Source organism: Dactylosporangium sp. NPDC050588 (assembly GCF_040654975.1).
GTDB classification, from domain to species: Bacteria; Actinomycetota; Actinomycetes; order Mycobacteriales; family Micromonosporaceae; genus Dactylosporangium; species Dactylosporangium maewongense.
Map to the genome: position 1 here is coordinate 32,816 of NZ_JBFAJA010000064.1, position 24,378 is coordinate 57,193.

17 protein-coding genes and 1 tRNA gene are annotated in these 24,378 nt (G+C 71.9%); 10 read left to right on the forward strand and 8 right to left on the reverse strand.

What is annotated here, in order from left to right:
• The first annotated feature begins 43 nt into the window (after positions 1 to 43).
• A complete protein-coding gene (locus AB0I21_RS37160) occupies positions 44 to 2,257 on the forward strand; it encodes a DUF6055 domain-containing protein (RefSeq protein WP_360568314.1) in 2,214 nt (737 codons plus the stop codon).
• A gap of 5 nt (positions 2,258 to 2,262) precedes the next feature.
• Here AB0I21_RS37160 and AB0I21_RS37165 read toward each other — a convergent pair whose 3' ends face one another.
• Positions 2,263 to 2,946, reverse strand: a complete 684-nt coding sequence (locus AB0I21_RS37165; protein ID WP_360568315.1) for a siderophore-interacting protein — start codon at positions 2,944 to 2,946, stop codon at positions 2,263 to 2,265.
• Between the two features lie 341 nt (positions 2,947 to 3,287).
• On the opposite strand from AB0I21_RS37165, the gene AB0I21_RS37170 reads away from it, so the two are divergent.
• Complete coding sequence (locus AB0I21_RS37170) at positions 3,288 to 5,219, forward strand: HEAT repeat domain-containing protein (RefSeq protein ID WP_360568316.1); 1,932 nt, start codon at positions 3,288 to 3,290, stop codon at positions 5,217 to 5,219.
• A gap of 58 nt (positions 5,220 to 5,277) precedes the next feature.
• Here the strand turns inward: AB0I21_RS37170 and AB0I21_RS37175 are convergent, their stop codons facing one another.
• The gene (locus AB0I21_RS37175; RefSeq protein ID WP_360568318.1) at positions 5,278 to 6,726 is read right to left on the reverse strand and encodes a hypothetical protein; all 1,449 of its coding nucleotides are present in this window, start codon (positions 6,724 to 6,726) and stop codon (positions 5,278 to 5,280) included.
• Positions 6,727 to 6,759: 33 nt separating this feature from the next.
• A tRNA-Cys gene (locus tag AB0I21_RS37180) sits at positions 6,760 to 6,833 on the reverse strand.
• A gap of 139 nt (positions 6,834 to 6,972) precedes the next feature.
• Here AB0I21_RS37180 and AB0I21_RS37185 point away from each other — a divergent pair.
• Positions 6,973 to 8,625, forward strand: coding sequence for a DUF885 domain-containing protein (locus AB0I21_RS37185; RefSeq protein ID WP_360568320.1), 1,653 nt, complete (start codon positions 6,973 to 6,975; stop codon positions 8,623 to 8,625).
• Positions 8,626 to 8,639: 14 nt separating this feature from the next.
• Here the strand turns inward: AB0I21_RS37185 and AB0I21_RS37190 are convergent, their stop codons facing one another.
• Positions 8,640 to 9,863, reverse strand: a complete 1,224-nt coding sequence (locus tag AB0I21_RS37190; protein ID WP_360568322.1) for a hypothetical protein — start codon at positions 9,861 to 9,863, stop codon at positions 8,640 to 8,642.
• 32 nt (positions 9,864 to 9,895) lie between these two features.
• Entirely contained in the window at positions 9,896 to 11,866 is a 1,971-nt protein-coding gene (locus AB0I21_RS37195; protein ID WP_360568324.1) for a BTAD domain-containing putative transcriptional regulator, read from the reverse strand.
• Between the two features lie 105 nt (positions 11,867 to 11,971).
• Here AB0I21_RS37195 and AB0I21_RS37200 point away from each other — a divergent pair, with 105 nt between their 5' ends.
• Together AB0I21_RS37200 and AB0I21_RS37205 are read left to right on the forward strand one after the other, a co-directional pair.
• Entirely contained in the window at positions 11,972 to 12,850 is an 879-nt protein-coding gene (locus tag AB0I21_RS37200) for an alpha/beta hydrolase (RefSeq protein WP_360568326.1), read from the forward strand.
• Between the two features lie 482 nt (positions 12,851 to 13,332).
• Positions 13,333 to 14,565, forward strand: a complete 1,233-nt coding sequence (locus tag AB0I21_RS37205; protein ID WP_360568327.1) for a helix-turn-helix domain-containing protein — start codon at positions 13,333 to 13,335, stop codon at positions 14,563 to 14,565.
• Between the two features lie 196 nt (positions 14,566 to 14,761).
• Here AB0I21_RS37205 and AB0I21_RS37210 read toward each other — a convergent pair whose 3' ends face one another.
• From AB0I21_RS37210 to AB0I21_RS37220, 3 genes are read right to left on the reverse strand one after another with little or no spacing between them, the layout of a single operon-like run.
• Complete coding sequence (locus AB0I21_RS37210) at positions 14,762 to 15,388, reverse strand: response regulator transcription factor (protein ID WP_360568328.1); 627 nt, start codon at positions 15,386 to 15,388, stop codon at positions 14,762 to 14,764.
• Entirely contained in the window at positions 15,381 to 16,565 is a 1,185-nt protein-coding gene (locus AB0I21_RS37215) for a sensor histidine kinase (RefSeq protein ID WP_360568330.1), read from the reverse strand. The genes AB0I21_RS37210 and AB0I21_RS37215 overlap by 8 nt, the downstream gene beginning before the upstream one ends.
• Positions 16,566 to 16,573: 8 nt before the next feature.
• Positions 16,574 to 18,685 (reverse strand): MMPL family transporter, encoded by a 2,112-nt coding sequence (locus AB0I21_RS37220; RefSeq protein ID WP_360568331.1) that lies wholly within the window; start codon positions 18,683 to 18,685, stop codon positions 16,574 to 16,576.
• Positions 18,686 to 19,047: 362 nt separating this feature from the next.
• Between AB0I21_RS37220 and AB0I21_RS37225 the strand changes: the two genes are divergently transcribed.
• From AB0I21_RS37225 to AB0I21_RS37245, 5 genes are all read left to right on the forward strand, one after another.
• A complete protein-coding gene (locus tag AB0I21_RS37225; RefSeq protein WP_360568333.1) occupies positions 19,048 to 19,410 on the forward strand; it encodes a hypothetical protein in 363 nt (120 codons plus the stop codon).
• A 182-nt stretch (positions 19,411 to 19,592) separates the two neighbouring features.
• Positions 19,593 to 20,189: a cadmium resistance transporter gene (locus AB0I21_RS37230; RefSeq protein ID WP_360568387.1), complete on the forward strand. Its 597-nt coding sequence runs from the start codon at positions 19,593 to 19,595 to the stop codon at positions 20,187 to 20,189.
• Positions 20,190 to 20,419: 230 nt separating this feature from the next.
• A complete protein-coding gene (locus tag AB0I21_RS37235) occupies positions 20,420 to 20,734 on the forward strand; it encodes a hypothetical protein (protein WP_360568335.1) in 315 nt (104 codons plus the stop codon).
• A 409-nt stretch (positions 20,735 to 21,143) separates the two neighbouring features.
• Positions 21,144 to 21,479 carry a hypothetical protein gene (locus AB0I21_RS37240; RefSeq protein WP_360568337.1) on the forward strand — a complete coding sequence of 112 codons (336 nt, stop codon included), beginning with the start codon at positions 21,144 to 21,146 and terminating at the stop codon, positions 21,477 to 21,479.
• A gap of 3 nt (positions 21,480 to 21,482) precedes the next feature.
• The gene (locus AB0I21_RS37245; protein ID WP_360568339.1) at positions 21,483 to 24,218 is read left to right on the forward strand and encodes an FAD-binding and (Fe-S)-binding domain-containing protein; all 2,736 of its coding nucleotides are present in this window, start codon (positions 21,483 to 21,485) and stop codon (positions 24,216 to 24,218) included.
• Positions 24,219 to 24,378: the final 160 nt, after the last annotated feature.

Genomic DNA, 24,378 nt, shown 5'->3' on the forward strand with positions numbered 1-24,378 from the left:
CTTCAGTTGCCCCGAAAAGGTTTTCGGGGCAGGGTGGGGTGCCATGACCCCCATCAATCTCCGATCGCGCCGGCTGTGGCTGGCGCCGCTGGTCGCGCTCGTCGTGATCGCCGGGGTGCTCGTCGCCCTGCAGACCCGGCCGGCCGCCGCCGCCGCGAAGTCGCTCTACATCCCCGCCCGCTGGACCCAGACCGGCGAGGTGCCGTGGGCCCAGAACCGCACCCGGGAGTCGACGAACTTCATCCTGCTGTGGGGCGAGAAGTCGGGCACCAACCCGGCCTCGGCGCCCTCGCCGTACAACTTCGACCCGAACAGCATCATCACCCAGCTGGAGAACCTGTACTCGTTCTACGTGAACACGATGCAGTTCACGCCGGAGCAGGGGCTGCTCGCCCAGTACAAGATCATCGTGATCGTGACGAACACGTGGAACCGCACCGAGCTCAACGCCTGGGCGACCGGCGGCTCCGTCGACGGCAAGGTCGGCGTCATCAACATCGACCCCAAGGCCGCACTGCCCGGCTCCTGGGGCCTCGCGCACGAGCTCGGGCACGTGTTCCAGAACTACACGTTCCTGGGCCGCTCCGGGTACGGCTTCACCGACGCAAGCGCGGGCACCTTCTGGGAGACCAGCGCGGAGTTCATGGCCATGCAGGCGCTGCCCACCACCGCCGCGGGCGACCTGAGCCGCTGGCTGCGCTCGGAGAACCTGTACTACAGCTCCAGCCGCCACCACTACGGCAACTGGATGCTGATGCAGTACATCAAGGACCGCGACGGGCTCGCGATGTTCAACCGCATCTGGAACGAGGCTCGCAACAATGAGCATCCACTGGAGACGTACCGGCGAATCACCGGCATCACCCAGACCGAGCTGAACCGGCGCGTGGGCGAATACGCGACCCGCACCGTGACCTACGACTTCGGCAACAAGTCGACGCTGATGCCGTTCATCAACGGGGTGTACGGCGCGGGCTTCCTCAACAACGCCTACAACGGCGGCAGCGTCGAGGCGGTCGACGCCTCGCTCGGCCACTACCGCATCAACGCCCGCGTCGCCCCGTCCGACTACGGGTTCAACAAGATCAAGCTGGTGGCGGCGGCCGACGGCGGGCTCGTCAGGGTCCGGCTCAAGGGCCACGCCGAGACCGGCGCCACCGGCTGGACCTTCGGCCTCGTCGCCGTGCGCAACGGCACACCGCGGTACTCGCCGCTGACGACCGGCACCGACGGCCAGATCGACTTCCAGCTGCAGGCCGGCGAGCGCGACGTGTGGCTCGTCGTCACCGGCACCCCGTCCGCCGTGCCGCACTACGCGTTCCTCGACGGCTACCCCAAGGCGCGGCGCTTCCCCTACGAGTTCCGCGTCGCCGGCGCGGCGCCGTCGGGCTTCGAGCCCGGCTACGTGAAGCCGGCCGCCACCAACGGCGGGCACTGGCACAGCAACGGCGGCGGCTGGGTCGCCGGCAACGCCAGCGTCGCCGCCACCGCCTACGTCGGGCCGAAGGCGGCGGTCTTCGCCGGCACGGTCACCGGCAACGCCCGCATCGAAGGCCTCGGCTGGGTCAACGGCGGCACCGTCGGCGGCAACGCCGTCGTCAAGGACAACGCGCTCATCCAGAACGGCGCCAACCTCTCCGGCAGCATCGTGGTCGGCGGCGACGCCGAGTTCGCGATCGCCTGCTCGTCGGGCACCTACCTGGCGTTCAACCCGGACCGCCGCTGCGACGGCGCCGGCGGCGAGGTCGACGTGAACCCGTCGTTCAGCCCGTTCGCGAGCGCGGACCTCGCCATCGGCGGCACCACCACGCCCCCGCCGACCGGCGGCGTCAACGTGGCCGGCTCCGCGACCCCGTCGGCGTCCTACACCTCGGCGTGGGAGTCCGTCGCCGCCATCAACGACGGCATCGACCCGCCGTCGTCCAACGACACCGTCAACCGCCGCTGGGGCACCTGGCCCAACAGCGGCCAGCAGTGGGCGGAGCTCACCTGGCCGGGCGCCGTGCAGCTCAACAAGGCGCAGGTGTACCTCTTCGACGACAACCAGGGCATCGACCTGCCGTCGAGCTGGAAGCTGCAGTACTGGACCGGCAGCGCCTACGCCGACGTGCCGGGCGCGTCCGCCTACACCGTGACCGCGAACGCGTACAACACGGTCACGTTCACGGCGGTGAGCACCACCCGGCTGCGCGTGGTGCTGCAGTCCAACGGCACCAACTCGGTCGGGCTGCTGGAGGTGAAGGCCTTCACCGCCTGACGCCTTTAATCGAGGCCGGTGCGGCCGGCTGCCCAGTACGCCTTGCCGGTCACCTTGGCGGGCGGCGCGGACCACGTGCGGATCTCCCGCCGGACGGCGTGGACCGTGGCCGCGTTGCCCGTCACGACCAGCCGGTACGGGCCTGCCATGCCGGCTCCCGCGGTCCGCAGCCGGTCGAGCAGGGAGGCAGGCTCACAGACCTCGGCACCCGGCCGCAGGCCGTCCAGCGTCGCCGGCCGATCCGCCTCGAACAGGCACGTGAGCGCGGCACCCGTGGTCTCGAACGCGCCGGCCAGCGCCACGCTGGTGGCGTCGCCGACGAACAGGACCGGGTCCCCGGCGGCCGGCGGATCGATCGACCGGCGCGGCCCCATCAGCTTGACCCGGTCACCGGCCTGGACCCGCCGGAACCAGGCGCTCGCCGGCCCGTCGCCGTGCAGGTAGGCGAGCAGGCTGGTCCGCCCCTCGGTGACGTCCCAGCTCGTGGGCGTGAACGTGCGCAGCCCCCGCCCGGCCCCCGGCGGCCGGATCTGCACCTTGGCCCCGGCCACCCACTTGGCGGCCCGGAACGCCGGCGCCACGAGATCGACCCGGACGAAGTCGTCGCCGACCCCGTCGACGGCGGCGACCTCAGCCTCAGTCAGCAGGGCGGCCTCGGCCATGTCGATCAGTCGACCCGCGATCCCCACAGGGGCTCCTCCCACTCCGGTGCTTGCCCGTATCTTGCAGCACCCGCCCGACGGGGCGTTCAGCGACGGTCTTGAAAGCCGAACGGCGTCTCGTCGAGCAACTACGCCGCCAGCCGCCGGTTCGGCACGGCTCAGCAGGACTTCGCCGCCAGGCTGCAGTGGACCGTGGCCTCGCGCTACTCGGAGGCCAACCACGAGCCAACGGATCGCCGGCGCTGACCTCGTGCCCAGCGCGTCGTGCTCACCGTCAGCGGCTGAACCACAAGCCATCCCACTGCCCTGTAAGGCCTGAACACCGGCCCGGGGCCGCGGGTTCGGTGCCGCTGGTATTGGATACGGGCATGGGATTGGCCAAGGCCCGGCGGATCGCGGCGCGGGCGCACCGGGGACAGCTGTTCGCCGGCGGTGGGCTGCTGCTCGGCCATCTCGAACGCGTGGACCGGATCCTCGCCGGGTCCGGTGCGGGGCCGGACGCGGCCGTCCGGCAGGCGGCGTGGCTGCACCTCGTGCCCGGACGTGGCGTGTCGGCCATGGACCTGGCCCGGGCGGGCGTGCCGCAGCGGGTCGTCCACCTCGTCGAGGCCATGTCGTGGCGCCCGTGGGACGACCGGGCGCGCTTCACGGAGCGGCTCGTGCGGACGCCCGGGGCGGCGGCGATCCGGTACGCGGTGCTCACGGACCTGCACGCCCACCTCGCCGGGCAGCACGCCTACGAGTGGTGGCGAGGGCAGCACGTCCGGCTCGCCGACGCGCTCGGCCTGCCGCACCCGCCGGAGCCCGCGGCCGAGACGGTGGCGCCTGAGCCGCCGGGCCGGGACGGGCACCTCGACGACTACGCGCGACGGCTCGGCGCGATCGGCACCGACGAGGCACTGACGACGCTGCTCGCGGCGTACGAGGCGGAGAAGGCCGGACCGGCGCGGTCATGCTGCCTCAGCGCGTTGCGCGGCGGTGTGCACGCCATCGCCACCCGACCGGCGACGGCGTCGCGCCGGCTCGCCGTCGCGTGGTGGGACTCGGCCGACCCATGGGAGCGCATGGTCGCCGTGGAGGCCCAGGTGGCGAGCGGCGAACCGGTGGACCGTGACCGGCTGCTGGACGTCGTCGAGCGGGAGACGGGGTGGCTGGCCGTGGCCGCGATCCGGGGGCTGACCGGGCCGGCCGGGGACCGGGAGCTCCGCCTGCTCGCGGCGGCAGCCGCCACCGCCGGGCCGGAGCACCGGTGGGTCCGTCGCGCGGCGGTGGACCGGCTGCGGGCGGTCGGCGGGCCGGCGGCCGAGGCCGCGCTGCGCGGCCGGTTCCTCGATCCGATCGAGCCACCGTGGCGGGACGATCCGGGCTGGCTCACCGAGCACGGGGCCGGACACGTCGCGTTCTTCATCGAGAAGACCACGGATCCGGCGTGGGCGGAGTCGGCGCCCCACGCGCTCGGTGAGCTCCGCGCGGTCGAGGCGGTGCCCGCCCTGTGCCGGATGGCGCGGGAAGCTCGGTGGGTGCCGATCGGCCTCATCGCGGCCTTCGGGAAGATCGGTGCACCCGACGCCGTGCCGACGCTGACCGACCTGGCCGGGCACGCGCGCGCCGACGTCCGCGACCACAGCCTCCGGGCGCTGGCACACATCGACGACCCCCGGGTGCCCGACGTCGCCCTCGCGGCCTGCGACGATCCGGACCCCGCGGTCCGCGACCGGGCGGCCCGGGTGCTCACCCGCACCGGTGACCGGCGGCACGTCGGCGCGCTGATCAGGCTGTGCGACACCGCGCACGCCGGCCGGGCGGCGGCGGCGCTGGGCCGCATCGGCGATCCGGCGGCGGTGCCGACGCTGTGGCACGTGTTCCTGACCTCGCCGGACGCCGCGGTCTGGCGCGCCGCCGGCCGCGCGCTCGCCGCCATCCCGGACGCCGCGATGCACCAGTACGGGGTGCCCGGCAGCGACATCTTCCGGCAACGCGCGTACATCTGGATCCTGGGTCACCAGCCGGGCGGGGACGTGCGTCACCGGCTCGCCGGCGCGCTCACCCACGAGGATCCGGGCATGCGGGCGAACGCGGCCGCCGCGGTGGCCCGCCGCGCCGACCGCGACCACCTGCCCGCCGTCCGCGCCCTGCTCGACGACCCGGCGCCGCAGGTGCGGGCCAAGGCGGCCGCGACGCTGCGGGCGCTGGCCGACCCCGACGCCCGCGACCGCCTCGAAGCGCTCCGGTCCTCGGATCCGGACCCCCGGGTCCGCTCCGCCGCGTCCGCCGCAGGACGAGTGGACCCGGACCGCTGACCTGCCGTTCGGCGGCGGCGTCGCGGACGAGACCCGGCTGCGGACCAGTGCCGTGGGGCTACCGCAGCGCGCTGAGGATCGCCGCGGAGGCACCCATCGCCTGCGCGACCCGCAGGGCACTGTGTCCGTGGCCGTCCGGCACGGTCGGGTCGAGGCCAGCCGCCCGCAGCCGTCGGATCAGGGCGACGTCGCCGATGAGGTGGGCCATGTGCAGCAGCGATCGACGCTGCACGCCGCGGACGCCGCGAGGGTCCACCCCGGCGTCCAGGAGCCGGTGCACCTCGGCGACGTCGCCGTGGCCGGCCGCGAGCAGCATGTGGCGGGCGACGATGCGGATCTGCCGCGGCAACGGTCCGGTCCGGGCCGACCAGTTGTCCAGCACGGCGAGGCAGCCGGTCGACCTGCCGCCCAGCGCTTGCAGGGCGCGTTCGCGGCACACGTCGTCCGGGGTGTGGCTCAGCGCCGCCAACCTGCCGTCGCGCCACCCCACGTAGTGCCGGTGGCTGCCGCACTGGACGTGGATGCGCTCGGGCACCCGTACACCGGCCGCCGGGGCATACGGAGTGTCCGGGGCGTCCGGGAACATCGCGGCGCGCACCAGCGGATGCACGGCGCTGATGGGCAGCCAGCCGCAGCGCAGCGCCTCGACGAACCACGGCAGGTTCAAGGCGGTCTCCGGCACCGCCGGCAGGCGCTGCGCACAGCGCCACCTGTCGACCCGCAGCACCGCGCCCGCGCCGCGGCACAGCGTGAGCGTCAGGGCCTGGTCCGGCAGCTGCGGCAGCCGGGTCACCAGGACCGTGCCCGACCTCGCGCCGGCGCCGAGCAGGTCCCAGGCGGCAGGCACGACCAGGCTCATCCGGAGGAACGGCAGCAGCGCCCCGGCAGCGTTGAACGCCGCCGTGACCGTCGGGTCGATCTCGACCCCGGCCGCGCGCCATCCGGCGAGGCGGTCGTCGAGGACCAGCCGTTGCTCCCACTCCGCGGTCGCCGCACGGTCGTGCCCCGCCGGCGCCGTCTGCGGCAGGTCCGCTCGGTCCAGGCGGCGGCCGTCGCGGTGGAAGCCCGGTGTACGGTCGCCGCCGCCCAGCCGGTGCGGCAGCCGCGTGGCGTGGCGCGCGTCCCACAGGTGCCGGCTGCTGTCCCACCGGCTGCGCACCCAGGCGGTGTCGGTCGACAGTCGCAGCCGGTGCGGCCCGTACGTCTCGAAGTGGGGATGCACGACGAGCGCCAGTCCCCTGGGGTACTGCGCCAGCAGCAGTGGCAACTGGACGCCGCGCGCACACTTCAGGCCACCGTCGAGCAGATGCCAGCGGAGCAGATCCGGCGTCAGGTGCCGCAGGTCGTCCAGCATCCGGGGCTCCCACGCGAGCACCGACGCGTCGACCTCGACGCCGGCCGCCGCGCACGCGCCCTGCCAGTCGCCCGCGAGCCGGCGTTCGGTGGCGGCCCGCACGGCGGCCGCCGGAAGGTCGTGCCTGCGCAGCACCGGCTCGGTCAGGGCCATCAGCGTCCCCCGGACACGCGACGACAGGACGATGACGGGCGGCCGGATTCGAACCGGCGTCCTCAGGAATTGCAGTCCCGCCGCGACGACCTCTGCGCTACACCCGTCGCGGCGCATGCTACCGGCCGCCGAGCACCGGTCGGGACACCGTGCTCAACGAAGCCGATGCGCTACGGACGGTGCATCCATGGTCGCGTACCCAGTAGCATCGGCGCACCGATCGATGCGCGGCGACAGGGAGACGACATGTCCACTGCCAACCAGCTCGCTGAAGACCTGCTCGACGTGATGCTCGACGTGTTCCCCATCGGCGCCTCCCTGCTCGGCATCCCCGGCCGCGACGACCAGATGCGGGACTACAGCGAGGCCGGCGACGCCGCGATCAGGGACCGCGCGCTCGCGATCGCCGCCCGTGCCCGGGCACTTGACCCCGCCGGTCTCGGCGACGACGACCAGCTCACCCTCGGCGTCGTCCTGCAGCAGGCGCAGTCCATCGTGGACACCGTGGACCTGCGCTCCACCGAGTATGCGATCACCGACACCTGGACCGCACCGGCCGCGGCGCTGCTGGTCCAGCTGCCGATGGTCGGGCTGACCGACGCCACCCGCGCCGACGGCTATCTCGCCCGGCTCCGGAAGCTGCCGGAGGCGTTCGCGCAGATCGCCCAGCGCCACCGCGACGGCATCGCCGCGGGCCGGCGGCCGGTCCGGCACCTTGTCGAAGGTGCCGTCGCGCACCTCGACCGCTACCTGGCCAACGCCGACGGTGACCCGCTGCGCAAGCCCGCGCCGGCCGAGGACAACGGGTTCGCCGCCGAACGTGACCGGCTGATCGACGAGGTCGTCCGGCCCGCCGTCGCCGCCTACCGCGACACGCTCGCCACCGAGATCGCCCCCGCCTCCCGCGGCCTGGAGGAGGCCGGCCTGTGTTTCCTGCCCGGCGGCGACGAGCTGTACCTGCGCCAGGTGCGCCTGCACACCACCACCGACCGCACACCCGACGAGCTGCACCGCATCGGCCTCGACCTGATCGCCGGGCTCGCCAGGGAGTTCGCGGAGATCGGCGCGGAGGCCTTCGGCACCTCCGACACCGCCGACGTGCTGCACCGTCTGCGCACCGACCCGGCGCTGCGCTGGCGCGACGGTGACGAGATCCTCGACGCGGCACGCGACGCGATCGAGCGCGCCGAGAAGGCCGCACCCGAGTGGTTCGGCACGCTGCCGGCGCAGCGGTGCACGGTCGCGCCGGTCCCCGCCGACGAGGCTCCCGGCGCTCCCGCCGCCTACTACCTCGCCCCGGCGATCGACGGCAGCCGCCCCGGCATCTACTTCGCCAACACCTTCCAGCCCGGCGGCCGCGACCGCACGGTCGCCGAGGCGACCGCCTTCCACGAGGCCGTCCCCGGCCACCACCTGCAGATCAGCCTCGCGCAGGAGCTGACCGGCCTGCCGCTGCTGCGGCGCATCGCGCAGTTCACCGCCTACGGTGAGGGCTGGGGGCTGTACGCGGAGCGCCTCGCCGACGAGATGGGCCTCTACTCCAGCCCGCTCACCCGGCTCGGCATGCTCGCCACCGACTCGATGCGCGCCGCCCGTCTCGTCGTGGACACCGGCATCCACGCGAAGGGCTGGAGCCGCCAGCAGGTCGTGGACTACCTGCGGGCCAACACCGTCATGGCGGAGGTCGAGATCCAGTCCGAGACCGACCGGTACATCGCCGACCCCGGCCAGGCCCTCGCATACATGGTGGGCCGCCTGGAGATCCAGCGGCTCCGTGAGCAGGCCCGTGCCACGATGGGGGACCGGTTCGACATCCGCGCCTTCCACGACACCGTCCTCACCTCCGGCCCGCTGCCCCTCGGCACCCTCGCCGAGCGCGTCCAACGCTGGGCGGCGTGAGCGGGCGCGCACGGCTATTCGCGGGTGGCTCCGATCGGGATGGGCAGTGTCGCGGCGACACGTTTGACCAGCTTGACCGGGTCCGCCCAGCCGGGGACCAGGGCCTGCAGGAGCTCGACGGCGGTCTGGCCGTCGGAGGCCGCGGCCGGGGAGTACTTGAGCAGCTGCCAGCCGGCGCGGCGGGGCGGGTCGTCGCGGGGTTCGGTGGGGTACTGCCAGCCCTGGTTGGTGCCGAAGAACAGATGCTCGTCGCCGACCGGGAGGACGCCGCGGATGCCCCAGTTGCAGGCGTTGTTGAACCCGGTGGTGGCGAGCGGCCAGGCGGGGCTGTCTGCGTCGTCGAACACCCAGACCTGCCCGGCGGTGCGGTTGTCCCGCAACACCAGCCGGGCCGCCAGCTGCCGCCACATCGTGATCTCGACCGCGGTGACGGGCCGGCCGAGGAGCTGCGCGAGTATCCCGGTGGCGGGGTTGAGGGTGATGTCGCGGAACACCCGTTCGGCGTTGAAGGTGCCGAGGTACAGCTTGCCGCGGAAGACGGCCGCGCCCCAGCCGACGTAGTCGTTGAACCGGTTGCCGAACCCGCCACCGCCGTACTTCGGATCCTGGTGCAGCAGGTTGTCCTGCTGCCGCCAGTCGCTGGTGGCCGGGTCGTAGACCCAGTAGCGGCGCTCCCCGTAGAGGAGCTCGACCTGCTGGTTCAGCTCACCGGGGTCTTTGATCCGGTACACCACCCCGCCGGGCGAGCTGCGCAGGTACGCCAGGGCGAGCTCGGGGACGGAGCCGTGCGGGATCTGCGGGTAGGCGGCCAGGTGCCGGGTCAGTGACGGCGCGACCGACGGGATCCCGAACGTGGCGTAGATCCAGCCCTCGAAGGAGGTGACCGCGAAGGACACCATCGCGCCGGCGGTGAGCGGGTCGGGGAAGAAGTGCGCGGCGGTGAACACCAGCTGCCACCGGGTGCGCGCCCGCGGACCGAGCTCGTGCAGCGGGGGGCTCAGGTAGACGCCGGCCGGTTCGCTGCTGCCGGTGCCGACCCACGTGCCGGTGACGAGCCGGTTCTGGTGGACGGTGAAGTAGCTGGGCTGGTTGCCCAGCAGCCCGACCTCCTCGAACCGGAACGGGTCGGCGGCGGTGCCCCGCCACCGTTGGACGCTGCCGGTCGGCGGGTTCGGCCCCGACCCGCTGCCCGTGTCGAAGGTCCGAGCGCGACCACACCCCCACGCTCGTTGGGCCATCGACGACGATTCGGCTTGCATAGCTGTCCGGCTCATCGGGTGCGGCTGAGGGCCGCGTTGAGGTGGTCGAGATGGCGTGCGACGGGGCCGGCGGTGAGCATGCCGCTGCCGGCCCCGGCCAGCTCGTCGGCGGCCGGCGTGAGTTCGGTCCGGGCGCGTTTCATCACCGTCCGGTCGTCCAGGGCGATCGCGGCCTTGGCGGTGAGGCACCATAGGGCCTCGAACAGCAGATCGCGCGGCGGATCCGGGGCCTGACGCAGCGCCGCGGCGGCAAAGGCCCGGCGGTCCCGGGCCAGCAGGACGAGCGGGCGCGCCCAGGGTGTGTAAGGGCCCCAGTCGGTGTCATCTTCGAAGCGGATCGGTTCGCCGTGCCACACGTGCAGGCACAGCAGGGCCAGCGGTAGGAGGCCCCGCTCGACACCGGGCATGCCGGCGTTGGCGAGCTGTGCCGCGGCGTCGCGGTAGGCGGCTTCCGCGGCCTGTGGCGACGGCCCGGTCGCGGCGAGTCGCAGTGCGCGGTACCACTGGGTGAACACGCCGACCAGCGGGCGGTCGTGCCGTTCGGCGAGCCGGTCCGCTGCGGCGGCGTGCTGGTCGCCGGTGGCGAAGTCCGCGAGCGCGCTGCGGGCCTGTAGCTGGACGAGATGACCGAGGATCTCGAACGTCGCCAGGCCGTGCCGGGCCGAGAGCGCGACCAACTCGGCACCGATCTCGTCCCGCTCGGGAGCCAGGCCCGCGCGGTGAAAGGTCTGCATGAACACGCCGTTCAGGGCGAAGGCCAGCAGGGCCGGGTCGCCCAGGCGGCGCGCGATCCGCTCCGCCTCCTGGGCCGCCTCGGGCCCGCGCGCCGCGCGCGTACCGCGTGACTCCACCGCGATTGTGGCCAGCAGTCGAGCTCGGGTGGTCTCGGACGAGCCGGGGTGAACGGCGGTCAGGGCCCGCTCGGCCGCGGCGACGATCTGCGCCGCCTGTGCCGAATCATCCGAGCGTGTCCAGATCGCGGGTACGTCGTAGCCGCCGATCACCCGGGCGGTGAGCTCGGGATCGCCCAGTTGCTCGGCCGCGGCGATGGCGGCGATCCGCTGCTCCCGCGCCGCCTCGAGTCCGCTCGCCCCCGTCACGGCGAGACTTCGCAGCAAACCGACGGTCGACTCCAGCCGAGCCCCGGAACCGGACGCCACGGTCCGGTCGTATGCCGCCGCGGTCTCCGCCCAGACCCGTGCCGGTCCCAGGGAACCGGGACCTTCGCTGACCCGGTCGATCTGGCGGAGGATGTCGGTCTCCAGGCGACGCAGTCGCGGGCCCGGATCGATGCCGAGCTGTTCCCGGAGTAGGCCGCGGGCTCGGCGCAGGACCGCAAGTGCATCACCCTGGCGCCCCGCGCGGGACAGCGCAAGCGCCAGCAGCCGCCACGCCTCCTCCCGCCACGGATGCTCGGCCACGTGCGCGTCGAGATCCGGCACGACGTCGGAGGCACGCCCAACTGCCAGTCGTGCCTCGGCCCGCTGCTCGATCGCATTCAGCCGTAGCTGTTCGAGGCGGGAGCGCTCGACGCGGGCCCACGGCTCGTCGTCGAAGCCGGCGAACGCCGGCCCGCGCCACCAGCTCAGGGCACGATCGAGCCGCTCGAGTGTCTCGTGCGGGGGCGCCGTGGACGCGGCGGCGACCGCGTCCTCGAACCGCCAGGCGTCGACCGCGTCGGGCGCCGGCCGAAGCGCGTAGCCCGGGCCCTCGGTGACCAGCAACCGAGCCGGCTCGCGCGGTGGACGCTGCGGCTCCAGCGCGCGCCGCAGCGCCGCTACGAACGTGCGGACGGCGCTCACCGCGCCCGGTGGGGGCTCCTGCCACAGGTCGTCGACGAGGTTGCCGACCGGGACGACCCGGCCGCGTGCGATGACGAGCCGCGCCAGCACCGCGCGGTGTTTCGGCCCTTTCAGGTCTATCGGCGCGCCGACGCGGTCCCAGGCGACAACCGGCCCGAGAACACCGAACCTGACCTGCACTGATCGAACCATCCTTCCGCGCCTGGGCACCACCTGCCGTGCTCATTGTTTGCTCATCCGCGACCGGCACGCTGACATCGTCCACCCGACGAGAAGAGGACGATCATGACTTTTGCCATTCCCGGGTTCGGCTACCAGCGTGTCGCGGTCGACGGTGACGTGACACTCAACGTAGCGGTGGGAGGTACGGGCCGCCCGATCGTGCTGTTGCACGGCTTTCCGCAGACCCACGTCATGTGGCGGCACGTCGCCGTCGACCTGGCCGCCGACCACACCGTGATCTGTCCCGACCTGCGCGGCTACGGCGCCAGCGACAAGCCCGATGCGTGCGACGGCGACACGTACTCCAAGCGGACCATGGCCGCCGACGTCGTCACCCTCGCCGGCAAGCTCGGCCACGAGCGCTTCGCGCTGGCCGGACACGACCGCGGTGCCCTCGTCGCCATCCGCGCCGGCCTCGATCATCCCGCTACGATCACCCACCTCGCCATCCTCGATGTCCTGCCGACCCTGGACATGTGGGACATCCTGCACGGAACTACCGCCGCGGTCGCGTTCCACCTGTACCTGATGGCCCAGCCACCCGGTCTGCCCGAGCAGATGATCAGCGCCAGTGCGGACGCCTTCTTCGGTTACTTTCTCGACGTATGGGCGCAGAGCCCGCAGGCCATTCCTGCGGACCTGCGGGCGGAGTACCTGAAGGCCTCCCGGGAGGCGGTTCCCTCCATCATCGCCGACTACCGCGCCTCGGCCGGCATCGACATCGAACACGACCAAGCCGACCGAGCAGCCGGGAGCCGGCTGACCATGCCGGTCACCGTCGTCCAGCAGGACTGGGGAGCCGCACTCGGCTACGATGCCGCCGCGCTGTGGCGCACCTGGGCCACCGATCTGGAGCACCGCACCACCACGGCCGGGCACTTCATGGCCGAGGAAGCACCGGACGAGATCATCAAAGTGCTTCGCTGCCTGCTCGCACGGTAGCGAATCGCCTGCCCGCCGGCAGCGCGGTGACGCGCTCAAGTCGACAGATGTGCGCACCATGCCACCTGAATCGGCGGCCACCACGTACCCGCCGGGTGGACCGGGACGCACGCACTGGCGCCACAGGTGCACGATCTGATCGCAGCCGTCGCGACGCGCGGACGGTGTGGAGAGGAGCGGCCGGTGCATGGTCAGTCGCTGCTCGGCAACCCTCCATCCGCCGGGTGACAGGGGTCGACGTAGGGCTACGTGGGGGCTACGTTAGGCGTTCCAGATGATCGGCTCGTGAATTTGCGAGAAGAGCGCCGCTTTTGGCGGCGACCCAAGCAGCATCCGGCGCCCACCAGCAACGTACTGCGGTGCAGCTTCCGCCTGGTGATAGCCGGAGCCGTAGCTGCAGTACAGAGCGTGTGAGTAGGTCCGCGGGTCAGGCTGCACAGCACGTGGAATGGGCCGGACGGGTGATCGCTGGAGGTAGCGAGATGGATGAGATTCCCATCGGTCGCCGCGTGGCGTATTGGCGAAATCGGCGCAAGCTGTCGCAGCAGGTCTTCGCCGACCGGCTGGGTAAGTCGAAAAGCTGGGTGGACAAGGTGGAGCGCGGGGTCCGCCGGCTCGACAAGTTCTCCGTCGTGTACGAGATCGCCGACGTGCTGCAACTCGACGTCCAGATCCTGCTCGGCAAGGACCCGGCGCGCCGCTACGAGCACCCCAGCGGTGTCGACCAGGTCGAGGTGGAGGAGATCCGTGCCGCGCTGGAGCGGTACGACCAGATCAGCGCCTTCTTCTCTGCCCCGCCGGAGCCGCCACCGCTCGTTGATCTCCGCAAAGCGGTGTCCCACGCCTGGCTGTCCTACCAGTATGCGAAGTACGGAACGCTCGCGCGGACGCTGCCCCGCCTGCTGAGGGAGGCGCAGGCCGCCGACGCCGCCTACGGCGACGGCCCGCATGCGGGGCAGGCCGCCGATCTGCTCGGGCAGATCTGTCAGGTCTCCGCGGCGGTGCTGCGTAAGGTCGGTGAACACGACTTGTCGTGGCTTGCCGCTGACCGGTCGATCACGGTCTCGCAGCGTGCTGGTGACCATCTGCTCGCCGGGCTGGCCGCGATGCGTGTTTCGATGGCGCTGGTGTCTCTCGGCCGGGCACGGCCGGGGCTGGACATCTGCATCAACATCGCCACCCGGATCGCCCCCGGGACCGGCGAGAACGACAGCTCGCCTGAGCGGCTCTCCGTCTACGGCCAGCTGGTGCTGCAGGGGGCATTGGCGGCGGCGCGGCTCGGGGACAGCGCGATGGTCCGTGATCTGCTGTCCGAGGCCGAAGATGCGGCCCGTGGCCTCGACGGCGACGCCAACTACTACTGGACGTCCTTCGGCCCGACGAACGTCCAGATATACCGCGCTGCCGCCGCCGTCGAGCTCGGGGAGGGCAGTTCGGCGGTGGAGGTACACGAACGCCTGAACCTCGAAGGATTCAACGCGCTGCCGCCGGAGCGGCGTGCGCAGCATCTCCTCGACCAGGCCCGCGCCCAGTCGATGATCGGCGACATCGACATGGCCGGCGAGAACCTCCTGGAGAGCGAGCGGCTCGCCCCATCCGAGATCCGCTGCCGCCCTCTCGCCCACGAGGTGCTCAGCGACGTGCTGCGCCGCACCCGGGGTACACCATCAGCCCCCGTCGCCCAACTCGCGACCCGCCTGAACGTCAGCATCTAAAGAATTGGACCTGCAGGGTGACGATGCCGCCCCGATGGCTGGGCGGCGGGATCTTCGACGCGCAGGTCTGCTGTGACGGTCACGGTCGAGCGCAAGGCGCCGTGGGCGAACAGCCGACAACCTCACCACGCCCCCGACCCCGACGATCGGCGACGCTGCATGGACCGGCACGCCGCGTCGCGTACGGGGGGCTCGTTCAGGCGAGGATGCCGCGGCGGCGGGCTTCGGCCACAGCGGTGGTGCGGTTGTCGACCTGCAGCTTGGTGAACACCTGGACCAGGTGGGACTTGACGGTGGCTTCAGTGATGAACAGGGCACGGCCGATGGCCTGGTTGGACAGCCCGTCGGCGACCATGCGCAGGATCTCCGTCTCCCGGACCGTCAGCGCTTGCTGTGGTGACCGGGTGCGTTCGACCAGCCGGGTGGCCACCGATGGGGCCAGCACGGTGTGGCCGGCGGCGGTGTCGTGCACTGCGGACAGCAACTGGGCCGGGGTGGCGTCCTTGAGGAGGTACCCGTTGGCGCCGGCCGCGATGGCCGGCAGGATGTCGGCGTCGCGGTCGTAGGTGGTCAGGATCAGCACCCGCGGCGGGTTGGGCAGCCGGCGGATGCGTGCGGTGGCCTCGGCGCCGTCGATGCCCCCGCCCAACTGCAGGTCCATCAGCACCACGTCCGGCCGCAGGATACGAGCCTGGGCCACGCCGTCCTCGCCGCTGGCGGCCTCGCCGACCACGTTGACAGCCGGGTCGGCGCCGAGTGCGGCGCGCAGCCCGCCGCGCACGACCGGATGGTCGTCGACGAGCAACACACGGATCTCAGGCATCGGTTGCCTCCCTGCGAGGCACGGTGAGGTTGAGCGCCGTGCCCCGGCCGGGCGCCGAGTCGACCTCCATGCTGCCGCCGACCTCGGCGGCGCGGGCCCGCAGGCCGGCCAGTCCCAGCCCGGTTCCGGTGCTGGGCCCGACCGGCAGCGCGGGGTCGAAGCCGATGCCGTCGTCGACCACGTCGAGGCTGATCGACTCGGGCAGGAAGGTCAGCGTCACGTCCACCCGCCGGGCCCGCGCGTGAGCGCGCACATTTGCCAGCGCCTCCTGCGCACCGCGCAGCAGTGTCACCGCGACCGGGGTGGGCAGGCCTACCGGTTCACCTTCCACGTGCAGCCGGGCGCCCAGGCCGGGCTGGTCGGCCACGATGCGGCCCAGCGCCTCGGGCAGCGACCGGCCGGCCAGCTCGGCTGGGGTCAGGGCGCGTACCAGCCGGCGGGTGTCGGTCAGCGCGGCACGGGCGGCGGTGATAGCGGTGTCCAGCTGGGCGTGCAGCACCGGGAGCTGGGCGGGGTCGGTGTCGCGGGCGGTATGCAGCACCAGGACGATGCCGGTCAGGCTCTGGGTGATCGTGTCGTGGATCTCCCGGGCCAGCCGTTCACGTTCGGCCAGCACCCCGGCCCGGCGCTCGGCGGCAGCCAACTGGTCACGGGCGGCGGTCAGCTCGTCGATCAGCTCGGCGCGCCGGCGCACCTGCTCGGCCAGGTCCCGGTACACCAGGGTGATGACCACGGCGATCGCCGCGCCCACCAACGGCCCGACCACCGCCGGCGCGTCCAGCCGGCCCCGGTCAAGCGCGATGGCCGCGATGGTGCCGACGGTCACCAACGCCACCGCCGGTACCGAAGCGGCCAGCGGCAGCAGCTGGGTGTAGAGCAGGAACAGGGGGAACGCGAGCCACACGAAGCTGACCGAACCGACGGCGAGTACCGCGCAGCCGGCGGTGAGCACCACCAGCCAGCCCGCCGCCTGCCACCGCGCTCGACTCCGCCGGGCCAGCAGCATTCCGACCAGGTACCAGCCGGCGACCCCGGCCGCGCCGACGGCCAGCACCCAGTGCCGCGGCCCCGTCCGCCACGCGCCGGCCACCCCCAGAATCAGCAGGGCGGCAAACAGCACATGCTCGCTACGGCGCAGCAGATCCAGCGCCACCGGCCGTGAGCAGCCATTCGACATGATACTGATCACGTTAGCCGGGCCGTGCGCCCGACCGAAGGGGGTTCACCGTCCCGTGCGCCCGGCCGCGCGGGGACCACCGGATTCCGACCGCGCTGGCTCGGCCACCAGATCCGGTCGCCCACCAGCGCCACCACCGCGGGCACCACGATGCCGCGCACGAGCAGGGTGTCGACCAGCACGCCGAGCCCGACGATGAGTCCCAGCTGGGCCAGCGTGGTCAACGGCAGCACGCCGAGCGCGGCGAACACGCTGGCCAGCACGACCCCGGCGCTGGTGATCACGGCGCCGGTGTGGCCTATCGCCTCGATCACGCCGGTACGGGTGCCGTGGGCGGCGGCTTCCTGCCTGGTGCGGTGGGCCAGGAAGATCGTGTAGTCGATGCCCAGCGCGACCAGGAACAGGAACGCGATCAGGGGCACGTTGACGTCCAGCGCCGGGAACCCGAACAGCCGTGTACCGACGAACGTGCCGGCCCCGATGGCGGCCACCGCCGAGGCGACGTTCACCAGGACCAGCAGCAGCGGGGCCAGCAGCGCCCTCAGGAGCAAGATGAGCAGCAGCAGCGCCACGGCCAGGATGAGCGGTGCGATACGGAGCAGGTCGTCGCGAACCGCGGCCCGAACGTCCAGGTCCTCGGCGTCCGGCCCGCCCACGAACGCGTCGGCGTCTGGTACCGCGTGCACCGCGGCGCGGAGGTCGCGAACGGTGTTGAGGCTCGCGGTGCCGCCCGGCTGCGCCGAGCCGATCACGGTCAGCTTCACCAGCCCGTTGGTGGTGCCGGACGGGCGCACCGACGTCACACCCCGCACGGTACTCGCCGCATCCGCCACCGCGTCGGCGGCAGAGGCCTTGGCGATGACGGTCAGCGGGGCCAACTCGCCGGCCGGGAAATGGCGGGCCAGCACCTCCAGCCCGGCCGCCGACTCGGACTTCACACGGAACTGCTCCAGCTGGCTGAGCCCGACCCGGGTGCCGGCCAGCCCGCTGGCCAGCGCCGCCATCCCGAGCAGCGAGGCCACCACAACCAGCGCTGGCCGTCGCGTCACAGCGCCCGCAATCCGCCGCCACACCCGGCCCACCGCCGGTGCGGTACCCGGCCGGGGCACGAACGGCCAGAACAGCCGCCGCCCGCACACCACGAGCGCCGCCGGCAGCACCAGCAGCGCGAACAGCAGCACGATCGCCAACCCGGCCGCGGCGGCCACCCCCAGCCCACGCGTGTTGGGCATGGCGGCCAGCAGCAGCGTCAGCAGCGAGGCCACCACGGTGACGTTGCTGGCCAGGATCGCCGGGCCGGTGCCGCGCACCGCCGCGGCCAGCGCCGCCCGGTGTTCGCCGGCCCGGTGCAGCTCCTCGCGGTACCGGGAGATCAGCAGCAGCGCGTAGTTGGTGCCCGCGCCGAACACCAGCACGCTGATGATGCCGGCATCGAACCGCAGGTTCGCCACCGCACCCAGCTCGGCCGTCACCGCCGCCGCGACCTGGTCGGCCAGGCCCACCACGGCCAGCGGTATCAGCCACAGGACCGGTGACCGGTACGTGATGAGCAGCAGCACGGCCACGATACCGATCGTCACCGCCAGCAGCGTGAAGTTCGCGCCGTCGAACGCCGAGGCGATGTCGGCACCGAACGCCGGCCCGCCGGTGATCTGTACCGTCAACCCGGCCGGTGCCGCCTCCCGGACGGTGGCACGCAGCCGTTCGATCGTCTGGGCGACCTGGGCGTTCAGCCGGTCAGCGTCGACCATCACGTCGACCGCCGCCGCCTCGCCGTCGCCGGACACGATCGGCGGCGAGGGCTGCTGATGCATCTGCTGCCCCAGCCGCTGCCCGATGTCGCGGACCGCGGCCAGATCATCGCTGCTCAGCCGGGCGCCGTCGGGACGGGTGAAGACCGCCACCACCGGCGCCAGCTCGTGGTGCGGGAACCGTTCCGCCAACTGCCGCACCCGCGCGGACTCCGACCCGGTCGGCAAACTGTCGGCCGCTCCTGGAGCCTCCGCACCCCGCAGCGCTCCCGTCACGCCAGCCGCGACCACCAGGCCCGCGACCAGTACCAACCATGCGCCCTTCCGGCCGGTCACCAGCCGTGCCAGCCGATCCCACACGCCCGCCATCACGCCCCACCCTCGATTCGCAGTCGGCACAGCAACTGCCTTCGACGCTAAAAGCGCGGGCCGGCCGGTACATGGCGCGAAGGTGGGCGGTTGGAACCCAACGAAAGTTGGAGACTCGATGGCGCCAGCTACGGCAGCGGCCGCAGCGCCCAGGACCTCCACCTGCGGAACGCCTCAGCGCGTATCACCGGACGATGACGATGACCGACTCGGCGTCCCGCTGCACTGATCGGTCGCGCGAGCCCGGCCAGGCCGCATGATGGCCGAGCAACTGTCGCGCCGGGGGCTCGATCTAGGTCGTGCCCTGCGTATGGGAAGCTGTGGCTCGGTCGGCGGCTGACGATGCGCTGGTGGGAGGCTTGATGGCACGGCGATGGTCGGGTCTCGTCGTGCTGGTCGTCACCGCGTTGACCTTCTACCTGATCTCGTCGGACCGATACCCCGAGCAGGGCCTGCACCGTCCCGCCACCGCGCACGTCGCGACAGTGTCGAGCGACGTCGCCCAGGACCACTCCCCGCAGCCATCGATCACCTCGGACGGTCTGACGCTGCAGCCACGCGCGTTCGTGCTGCCACCGGCAAGCGAACACGACGTCCCGACACCGCTGTGGACGGCGTTGATCCTCGCCTCCGCCCTCAGACGGCCACGACGGCGACCACTGCTCTGGCGAATCCTCACCGTCCTGCAGCCCCGGCTGGAGGCCCTGCAAGTCCTTCGCTGCTGATCGGCGCCGGTGTACGGCGCGACGCTCACCGATATGAGCCCTGGGGCCGCGGAGCGAGCGTGATCTGTGCTGCCGCACCAGTCAGTGTCCTGATCGGTACGAAGAGCTTGAGGTTGAAACATGCAGACACACTCCGGGTATCCGCACGTCGCGGATCGGGTCACAGCGGCGGTGCCGCAATCATGAATGCAGGCATCATCGGGCAGGCGGCCGGCCTGTTCGCGGTCACGAACATCGACGACATCCTGATTCTCGCCCTGTTCTTCGCCCAAGGCGCCGGACACAAAGGCGCCACGAGAAACATCGCCATCGGGCAATACGTCGGCTTCGCCGCCATCCTGGCCACCGCCGTGGCCGCCGCGTTCGGCGCGACGTTCCTGCCCGAAAGCGTCATCCCCTATCTCGGCCTCCTCCCACTCGGCCTGGGCATCAAGGCCGCGGTCCAGGCATGGCGACACCGCGGCGACACCGACGAAGAGACCCAGGCCAAGCAGGACGGCCCGAAGATCCTCGAGGTCACCACCGTCACGTTCGCCAACGGCGGCGACAACATCGGCGTATACGTCCCGGTGTTCGCCACCGCCGGCACCGGCGGCATGAGCGTCTACGTCGTCGTCTTCCTCATCCTGGTCGCCGTCTGGATCGCCGCCGGCCGGTACTTCGCCACCCGACCGGTGATCGCCAAAGCGCTCAGCAGATGGGGGCACATCCTCATGCCGATCGTCCTGATCGGCATCGGCCTGCTCATCCTCATCGAAGGCGGAGCCTTCGGCTTATAACAGGCGAACGCCTGCCACCTGCCGCAACGCTCGAACGTGGAGGTCGTGGTCTGCGCAGACCACGGCCTCCAGCGAAATCCCGGCGCGCTGCGACAACGCCCCGTACTTCTCCGGCGTGACCGCCAACGGCGCCTGCATGTTCCCCGCGTCGGCTGGCATCCTCACCTTCGACTACAACAGCGCCAGCGCGTCGAACTGGCGCGACTCGGTGGCGTTTCATCAACAAGGCAATGACGAACCTCGGCTCGTTCCCCGGCCGGACCTCCGCCCAGTACGTGCCCGGCAGTTACTACCCGCGGGACACCTCGAAGGTCGAGCCGCTGCACCGCAACAAGTACGGCACGCAGGGAAACGCGAACCGCAACATCGTCAAGTCGTACTGCCGGGCCAACTACCCGACCCCGTACACCACCGGGCCGTCCGGCGCGCAGACCATGCAGTGCGACGAGTACCCGTTCAACGTCACTTACGGAGGATTGTCCTGGTGCGCCGTGGATATGCGTCCCCGGCGGATCGCACTATGGTCGATGCCGTCGGCGGGATGAGAGACATCTGGTGGCCGAGTCGTGCCGGGTGCGACGAACAACAGCCTGACAGGCCGCCGCACGCGGTGCCGCCACGGTCCGCGAAGCGCAGCAAGCGCCGACACCATTCCTCTTGTCTAGGGAAGAAGATCCGAAAGTTAGCGGTGCGCACGCGTGCAGCGCTGTCCGGAGAAGCCAACGGCGTGCCGAAGTCGCGCAGCGGACCAGTGGAGGCGATCCGGGCGCTACGAGTCGCGCGCCGCGGAGCGATCAAAGCCCGCACCGCGGCGTTGAGCCAGATGCACGGCTTGGTCGCAGCACTGTTCGGATCGCCTTGCTCCTGTCGCGGCCCCGGCCGTCGGCCAGTCAGATCCCATCCGACTTTGTGGCTGATGGTGCTGATGTGGTTGCACCACTCACTATGGGTGCCATGGCGGAGGGTCGGCAGCAGTGGCGGTGGCGCGGCCGTGCGGTGGGTGCGCCCGTCGGGGTGGCCGTTGCTGGGGGTGCGGGAGCGGGCGCGGGCCTGCTCAACCCCTGGGTGGGAGTGCCCCTTGCCGCGGTTGGAGCGCTCAACGACGGGGGCGTCGACCCGGCCGGCCGATTCCTGGCCGGCACCATCGCCGCCTACGCGGACGGATCCGTCGACCCGCGGCCCCCGGTCGCCGCCACCGTCGGCCTCGACGAGGTCGCCGAGGTGTTCGCCGGGCACCGGCCGGCCGACGCCGGACCGGGCCCGAAAATCCACGTCGACCCACGGCGGTAACCCATGAGCGACTCCTCCCTGCTTGCACCGCTGGAACAGCTGGCGCCAGGGTCCGTGCGGACCCGGGCGTCCGACCGGCTCGGCATGGCTCACGACGCCTCCCACTACCTGCTCACCCCACAGGCCGTCGTCGTTGCGAACGATGCCGCCCACGTCGGCGCGCTGATGCGTGCCAGCGCCCAACTCGGTCTCGGAGTCACGTTCCGGTCCGGCGGCACCAGCCTCAGCGGGCAGGCGGGCACCGACCACCTGCTGGTCGACGTGCGCCGCAACTTCCGCAACATCGAGATTCTCGACAACGGCGACCGTGTCCGGGTCCAGCCCGGTGCGGTGCTGCGGCAGGTCAACGCGCGGCTCAGCCGCTACGGCCGCAAACTCGGCCCGGACCCGGCCAGCGAGGCCGCGTGCACCGTCGGTGGAGTCGTGGCCAACAACTCCAGCGGCATGACCTGCGGCACCCATGCCAACGCTTACCGCACGTGCGAATCGATGACCCTGGTACTGCCCTCCGGCACGGTCATCGACACCGCGGCCGGCGACGCCGACGCACGGCTGCGGCATCTCGAGCCGGGCCTCACCACCACCCTGGAACAGCTGCGTGATCGCATCCGCGGCAACCCCGACTCCGTCCGGCGGATCGCCGAACAGTACGCCATGAAGAACACCATGGGGTACGGCCTCAACAGCTTCCTGGACCACGACACCCCGGTCCAGATCCTCGCTCACCTGATCATCGGCAGTGAAGGCACGCTCGGGTTCGTCGCCGAAGCCGTGTTCCGCACCGTGCCGGTGCACCATGCGGCCAGCACCGGCCTGATCGTCTTCAACACCCTGCACACCGCCATGGCCGCCATGCCGGAACTCGTCGACGCCGGCCCGGCCGCGATCGAGCTGCTCGACGCCGAGTCGTTGCGCGTCGCCCAACTCGACCCACAAGCCGACGCCGCACTCCGCGGGTTCACCGTCGACCAGCACGCCGCGCTGCTGGTGGAATGGCAGGAAGCCGACGACGAGCAGCTCACCGCCCGCGAAGAACAGGCCCGGCGACTGAGCACACCGCCGAAACTCAGCCGGGACCCGGCCGGGCGGGCGGCGCTGTGGCACATCCGCAAAGGCCTCTACGCCACCGTCGCCGGCAACCGCCCCACCGGAAGCGTCGCCCTGCTCGAGGACGTCGCCGTTCCGGTGCCGGCCCTCGCCGGGCTGTGCGACGACCTCAACCAGCTGTTCGACCGGCACCGCTACGAGCGCAGCGTCATCTTCGGCCACGCCAAGGACGGCAATCTGCACTTCATGCTCAACGAGCAGTTCGGCGCCGGTGACCAGACCAGCCGGTACGCCGCCTTCACCGAGGAGATGGTCGACGCGGTCCTGGCTCGCGGCGGCACCCTCAAGGCCGAACACGGCACCGGCCGGGTCATGGCCCCGTTCGTGCGGCGCCAGTTCGGCGACGAGCTGTTCGAGGTCATGCAGCAGGTCAAACGCGCCTGCGACCCGGCCGGCCTGCTCAACCCCGGAGTGCTGCTCGCCGACGACCCGCAGGCTCATCTGCGCCATCTCAAACCCGTGGTCACCGTCGAGGCCGAGGTCGACCGGTGCGTCGAATGCGGCTACTGCGAACCGGTGTGCCCCAGCCGGGACCTCACCACCACACCGCGGCAGCGCATCGTGCTGCGCCGTGAACTCGCCATGGCACGCAGCGCCGGTGATGCCACGCTGGCCGGTCAGCTCGAACGGGAATATCAGTACGAGGCCGTCGATACCTGCGCCGTCGACGGAATGTGCGCCACCGCGTGTCCCGTCGGCATCAATACCGGCGACCTGACCAGACGGCTCCGCGCGGACGCCAACGGCCGCATCGCCGAACGGGTATGGACAGGCGCCGCACGGCACTGGGACGCGGCCACCCGAGCCATGAACATCGCGCTCGACGCCGCCGCGGTCGCACCGCCGGGTCTGGTGGAAGCAGTCACCCGCGTGCCGGGCCTGCCGAGCTGGAGCCGGGATCTGCCGGCCGGCGGCGGCCGCCGCCGTGCCGCACCGCAGCACGACGCGGACGCCGTCTACCTACCGTCCTGTCTCAACACGATGTTTGCACCAGCCGCCGGCGGCGCTGGCGTCATGACCGCGATCCGACGTCTCGCGCAGCGCGCCGGCCTGCGGCTGCACATTCCTGAAGGCATCGGCGACCTGTGCTGCGGCACCCCGTGGTCGTCCAAAGGCCTGCCCGTCGGCTACGCCGTCATGCGCGACCGGGTCCGGGCCGCCGTGGCCGGCACGACGCTGCCGGTGATCATCGACGCGGCGTCGTGCACGGAGGGTTTCCACAAGCTCCTCGACGACTCGGCGGTGATCGACGCGGTCGCATTCACCGCCGAGCACATCCTGCCTCGCCTCACCATCACCCACCGGCTGCCATCGCTGGCGTTGCATCCCACCTGCTCCTCTACCCGGCTTGGTCTCGATGCCGCGATCACCCGCATCGCCGAAGCAATCGCCGAACGCGTCGAGGTGCCCCACGACTGGCAATGCTGCGCGTTCGCCGGCGACCGCGGTCTGCTGCACCCGGAACTGACGGCCTCCGCAACCCGCGCCGAGGCCGACGCCGTCAACCGCGGCGACTACGCCACGCATGCCTCGGTCAACCGAACCTGCGAGATCGGGTTGACCCGCGCGACCGGGTACCCCTACCACCACCTGCTCGAACTGCTCGACACCGCCACGGGGAGCCCGACGTGAGCGGCTGCACCCAGTCGCGCTACGGATCAGAAGGTGCGACTGGCGTCGGGCAACGCTCAACGCAACGGCGCCCATAGGCCGGTCCGTCGCCGAACGCCCGCAGCGGCAGATCAGCGCACCTGACCTTGGAGACACCCGGGGCGGTGGTCGGTGCGTTGAG

Excerpts from the sequence above, each read along its gene's own strand:
- AB0I21_RS37160 (WP_360568314.1), top strand. The coding sequence starts at position 44 with ATGACCCCCATCAATCTCCGATCGCGCCGGCTGTGGCTGGCGCCGCTG.
- AB0I21_RS37170 (WP_360568316.1), top strand. The coding sequence starts at position 3,288 with ATGGGATTGGCCAAGGCCCGGCGGATCGCGGCGCGGGCGCACCGGGGA.
- AB0I21_RS37175 (WP_360568318.1), bottom strand. The coding sequence starts at position 6,726 with ATGGCCCTGACCGAGCCGGTGCTGCGCAGGCACGACCTTCCGGCGGCC.
- AB0I21_RS37185 (WP_360568320.1), top strand. The coding sequence starts at position 6,973 with ATGTCCACTGCCAACCAGCTCGCTGAAGACCTGCTCGACGTGATGCTC.
- AB0I21_RS37190 (WP_360568322.1), bottom strand. The coding sequence starts at position 9,863 with ATGGCCCAACGAGCGTGGGGGTGTGGTCGCGCTCGGACCTTCGACACG.
- AB0I21_RS37200 (WP_360568326.1), top strand. The coding sequence starts at position 11,972 with ATGACTTTTGCCATTCCCGGGTTCGGCTACCAGCGTGTCGCGGTCGAC.
- AB0I21_RS37205 (WP_360568327.1), top strand. The coding sequence starts at position 13,333 with ATGGATGAGATTCCCATCGGTCGCCGCGTGGCGTATTGGCGAAATCGG.
- AB0I21_RS37210 (WP_360568328.1), bottom strand. The coding sequence starts at position 15,388 with ATGCCTGAGATCCGTGTGTTGCTCGTCGACGACCATCCGGTCGTGCGC.
- AB0I21_RS37215 (WP_360568330.1), bottom strand. The coding sequence starts at position 16,565 with ATGTCGAATGGCTGCTCACGGCCGGTGGCGCTGGATCTGCTGCGCCGT.
- AB0I21_RS37220 (WP_360568331.1), bottom strand. The coding sequence starts at position 18,685 with ATGGCGGGCGTGTGGGATCGGCTGGCACGGCTGGTGACCGGCCGGAAG.
- AB0I21_RS37225 (WP_360568333.1), top strand. The coding sequence starts at position 19,048 with ATGGCACGGCGATGGTCGGGTCTCGTCGTGCTGGTCGTCACCGCGTTG.
- AB0I21_RS37230 (WP_360568387.1), top strand. The coding sequence starts at position 19,593 with ATGAATGCAGGCATCATCGGGCAGGCGGCCGGCCTGTTCGCGGTCACG.
- AB0I21_RS37235 (WP_360568335.1), top strand. The coding sequence starts at position 20,420 with ATGACGAACCTCGGCTCGTTCCCCGGCCGGACCTCCGCCCAGTACGTG.
- AB0I21_RS37240 (WP_360568337.1), top strand. The coding sequence starts at position 21,144 with ATGGCGGAGGGTCGGCAGCAGTGGCGGTGGCGCGGCCGTGCGGTGGGT.
- AB0I21_RS37245 (WP_360568339.1), top strand. The coding sequence starts at position 21,483 with ATGAGCGACTCCTCCCTGCTTGCACCGCTGGAACAGCTGGCGCCAGGG.